We start from the raw sequence: 3,611 nt of genomic DNA, 5'->3' as shown, positions 1-3,611 counted from the left end.
AAGAACCATGTAACTGATTCGTATTGTAGAAGTAAGTGACTTAGAAAAAGTGTTCATGTAAATTACTTTTTCAAATGCATCAATACTCTGCAAAGAAGGAACAGGTTTTCCATTCAGACGGAATTCACTGTCGTAATCATCTTCAATTATATAACGGCCTTTTTTTGCATTAGCCCAGGCCAGCATTTCGTAACGGCGGCTTACCGGCATTGTGATTCCTGTAGGAAAATGGTGGGTAGGACTTATATGAGCAACATCAGCCTTACTTGCATTCAGTTCTTCCACATTCATTCCCATATTATCAAGATTTACATAGCAGCACTTTACATCATTACTTTTATAAATCGAAGACAGTTTTTTATAACCTGGATTTTCTATGGCAAATATTTTTTCTTTTCCCAAAAGCTTAATCAAAAGACTGTAAAGGTATTCTGTTCCAGCACCAACAATAACCTGGTCAGGGTCCACATTCATCCCGCGGAATGAATAAAGATGACCGGCAATAGCCTGCCTCAATTCTGCAACACCTTCACAGGGAGACTGAGTAAGCAGCTCCTTTTCCCTTAAAGAAATTGTCTGTCTCATAAGTTTTGCCCAGACCGAAAAAGGAAAATCTGAACTTTCAGTATGGTTTGAAGAAAAACTGAATTTAATATCCTGAATGTTTTTTTCTTTTACAATGTTGAGTTTTTTAGAAACCAGCAGAGGAGAAATTTTAAGCCCGCTTATATCACTGATAAAATATCCCCTCTTTGGGAGAGCGTACATGTAGCCTTCACTTATCAACTGGTCATATGCATTTTCAACTGTAATGGTACTTACCCCCAGGTTTTCTGCCAGGGATCTTTTTGAAGGCATCTTCTCATTACTCTTTAATTTACCGCAGGTTATGTCATTTCTAATACATTCATACAGATGCTGATACAAAGGTTTATCGATATCAGACATGTCATAAGTAAGCATACTGCCCTCCTGAACTGGCATTAAATTATTTATCATTTTGGACATTTTAATAATACCAGTATTTTTATAACTTAAACACAATTATTGAGACAGTCAAGCACTAACATTGGGATTATTTACAAAAAAAGGAGAAGATAAGATGGAAGACAATCAGATTGAACTTAACAGAGGTCTGGCACAGATGCTTAAAGGTGGAGTAATCATGGACGTTACCACACCGGAACAGGCAAAGATTGCAGAAGAAGCAGGTGCATGTGCAGTTATGGCACTGGAAAGAATTCCTGCAGACATCAGGGCAGCTGGCGGCGTTTCCAGAATGAGTGACCCTAAAATGATTAAAAGCATTCAGAATGCAGTTTCAATTCCTGTAATGGCAAAATGCAGAATCGGTCACTTTGCAGAAGCTCAGATTCTTCAGGCCATCGACATTGACTACATTGATGAATCAGAAGTCCTCTCCCCTGCTGACGATGTTTATCACATTAACAAGCGTGAATTTAAAGTTCCATTTGTTTGTGGTGCCAGGGATTTGGGAGAAGCATTAAGACGTATTAACGAAGGTGCTTCCATGATTCGTACAAAAGGTGAACCAGGAACAGGAGATGTTGTTCAGGCTGTAAGGCACATGAGAAAAATGAATGAAGAAATCGCAAGGATAACTTCCCTTCGCCAGGATGAACTTTTTGAAGCCGCTAAAGAACTTCGTGTTCCTTATGATCTTGTTGAATGGGTACACCAGAACAAAAAACTGCCTGTTGTAAATTTTGCAGCCGGTGGAGTTGCTACCCCTGCAGACGCCGCACTTATGATGCAGCTTGGAGCAGAAGGAGTATTTGTCGGTTCAGGAATCTTTAAATCAGGCAATCCAGAAAAAAGAGCCCGTGCAATAGTTCAGGCTGTAACAAACTTTACTGATGCAAAACTCATCGCTGAACTTTCTGAAGACTTAGGTCCGGCAATGGTTGGAATCAACGAAAACGAAATCAAGCTTATTATGGAAGAGCGTGGAATATAATCGGAGCAGATAAATGAAAAACATTGGTATTCTTTCACTTCAGGGTGCTTTCATTGAACACAAAAAAATCCTCACTGAACTTGGCTGCAATTGTATTGAACTAAGACAGAAAAAAGATTTATCAAATCTGGACGGAATTGTTCTCCCTGGTGGAGAAAGCACAGTTCAAGGAAAACTCCTTAAAGACCTGGGAATGTTCCAGCCCCTTAAGGACCTCATCCAGGAAGGAATACCTGTTTTGGCAACCTGTGCAGGACTAATACTTTTAGCCCGGCACATTCAGGATGACAGCACCACACACTTTGCAACACTGCCTGTAACCGTAAAAAGAAATGCTTACGGCCGTCAGACAGGCAGCTTTAAAACCATCCAGGACTTTAAGAATCTTGGCAGCACGGAAATGACATTTATCCGCGCCCCTTCAATCGAAGAAGTCCAGGACCAGGTTGCCATCCTTGCCAGCTACAATAACAAACCTGTAGCCGTTCAATACAAAAAGCAGCTTGCCCTGGCCTTTCACCCTGAACTGGATGCCGACAAAAAAATCCACCGCTACTTCATTGATATGCTGTAGGGGGAATGATGAATATTAGAATATCTTCTCTTCCCATGTTTATTCTTCCAGCAAATTTCTAATTATACTAATTGACGAATTTACATAAGGCACAGCATCAAATTCATCAAGAATCAGAGCCTTTCCATTTTTACATATATTAAGAAGGATTAAGATTGGTATTCTTTCACTTCAGGGTGCTTTCATTGAACACAAAAAAATCCTCACTGAACTTGGCTGCAGCGGCTCTTTTGTCAGTTCCATTCTGAAGTTCTGATTTATAAAGATACCAGTCATCAGGATAACTTAAAATCTGAACCAGGATTCCTCTGGCTTTTGCAGACATGCGTTCATCCCGAAGGATGACATTTGAAATACAGGTGTAATTCCTTTTATGGGAATCACGAATAAAGTTTATGTTTCCCCGCATATAGATTTTTGCGCCGGAAATAAAAAAGCCCGGCGCTTTCCTAAAATGCAATCCGCCGAAAGCTCCGCTTGGGAAGCTGTTCGGAAAGGATTGTAATTTAGTTCCACGCCAGGCCATCAGTGATGTACTGGAAGTGACTCCTTTGTCTGAAACTCAGATTCGGAAGATTATTGTTTAATAAAGGTTTATTTCCAGATTTGGTCCAGATCCATTTGTCCGCCGATTACTCTCATGACATTTACTATATGATTTTCTTCATCAACCATATAGAACACAAGATACTTATCGACAGGAAAATATCTTAAACCTCGGCTATGCCATGGCTCTTTAGGATATTTTCTAAAAGCATTAGGCAAAGTATCAAGATGTGTAATTTCTTCCTGGATGCGTGACAATTGTGCTTCTGCATTTATGATAGATTCCTTTACATAAGCAATATAATCATAATGGTTCTGCATATCCTCAATCGCTTCAGGAGCAACTATAACTTTATAAGTCAATTATCTAGCTCTCTTGATTTTTGCAAAAGCTTCTTCCACAGGGACTCCTTCTCCACGCTGGATGCTCTGATAAGCTTTTTCCATTTCCTGATTAAACTGTTCTTCAGTCATTTCAGAAATATTCAAAGGCTTATTGGAAGGAAGCTGGGC

Annotated in this window: 5 protein-coding genes; 2 read left to right on the top strand and 3 right to left on the bottom strand. The window is 39.7% G+C overall.

The window, feature by feature from the left end; genetic code table 11:
• A partial coding sequence (gene pdxR, locus K6D58_RS02070; protein WP_296827055.1) for a MocR-like pyridoxine biosynthesis transcription factor PdxR occupies positions 1-963 on the bottom strand: 963 nt, incomplete at its 3' end.
• A gap of 139 nt (positions 964-1,102) precedes the next feature.
• Here pdxR and pdxS point away from each other — a divergent pair.
• Both pdxS and pdxT read left to right on the top strand, forming a co-directional pair.
• Complete coding sequence (gene pdxS, locus K6D58_RS02065) at positions 1,103-1,978, top strand: pyridoxal 5'-phosphate synthase lyase subunit PdxS (protein WP_296827053.1); 876 nt, start codon at positions 1,103-1,105, stop codon at positions 1,976-1,978.
• Between the two features lie 13 nt (positions 1,979-1,991).
• Positions 1,992-2,552, top strand: coding sequence for a pyridoxal 5'-phosphate synthase glutaminase subunit PdxT (gene pdxT, locus K6D58_RS02060; protein ID WP_296827050.1), 561 nt, complete (start codon positions 1,992-1,994; stop codon positions 2,550-2,552).
• Positions 2,553-2,718: 166 nt separating this feature from the next.
• Here the strand turns inward: pdxT and K6D58_RS02055 are convergent, their stop codons facing one another.
• Positions 2,719-2,961, bottom strand: coding sequence for a hypothetical protein (locus tag K6D58_RS02055; protein ID WP_296827048.1), 243 nt, complete (start codon positions 2,959-2,961; stop codon positions 2,719-2,721).
• Positions 2,962-3,146: 185 nt separating this feature from the next.
• A complete protein-coding gene (locus tag K6D58_RS02050) occupies positions 3,147-3,461 on the bottom strand; it encodes a type II toxin-antitoxin system RelE/ParE family toxin (RefSeq protein ID WP_296827046.1) in 315 nt (104 codons plus the stop codon).
• Between the last annotated feature and the right edge of the window lie 150 nt (positions 3,462-3,611).

This window comes from Treponema sp., assembly GCF_024696245.1.
In the GTDB taxonomy this organism is placed as follows: domain Bacteria; phylum Spirochaetota; class Spirochaetia; order Treponematales; family Treponemataceae; genus Treponema_D.
This window is presented reverse-complemented; position numbering and strand designations above follow the sequence as displayed.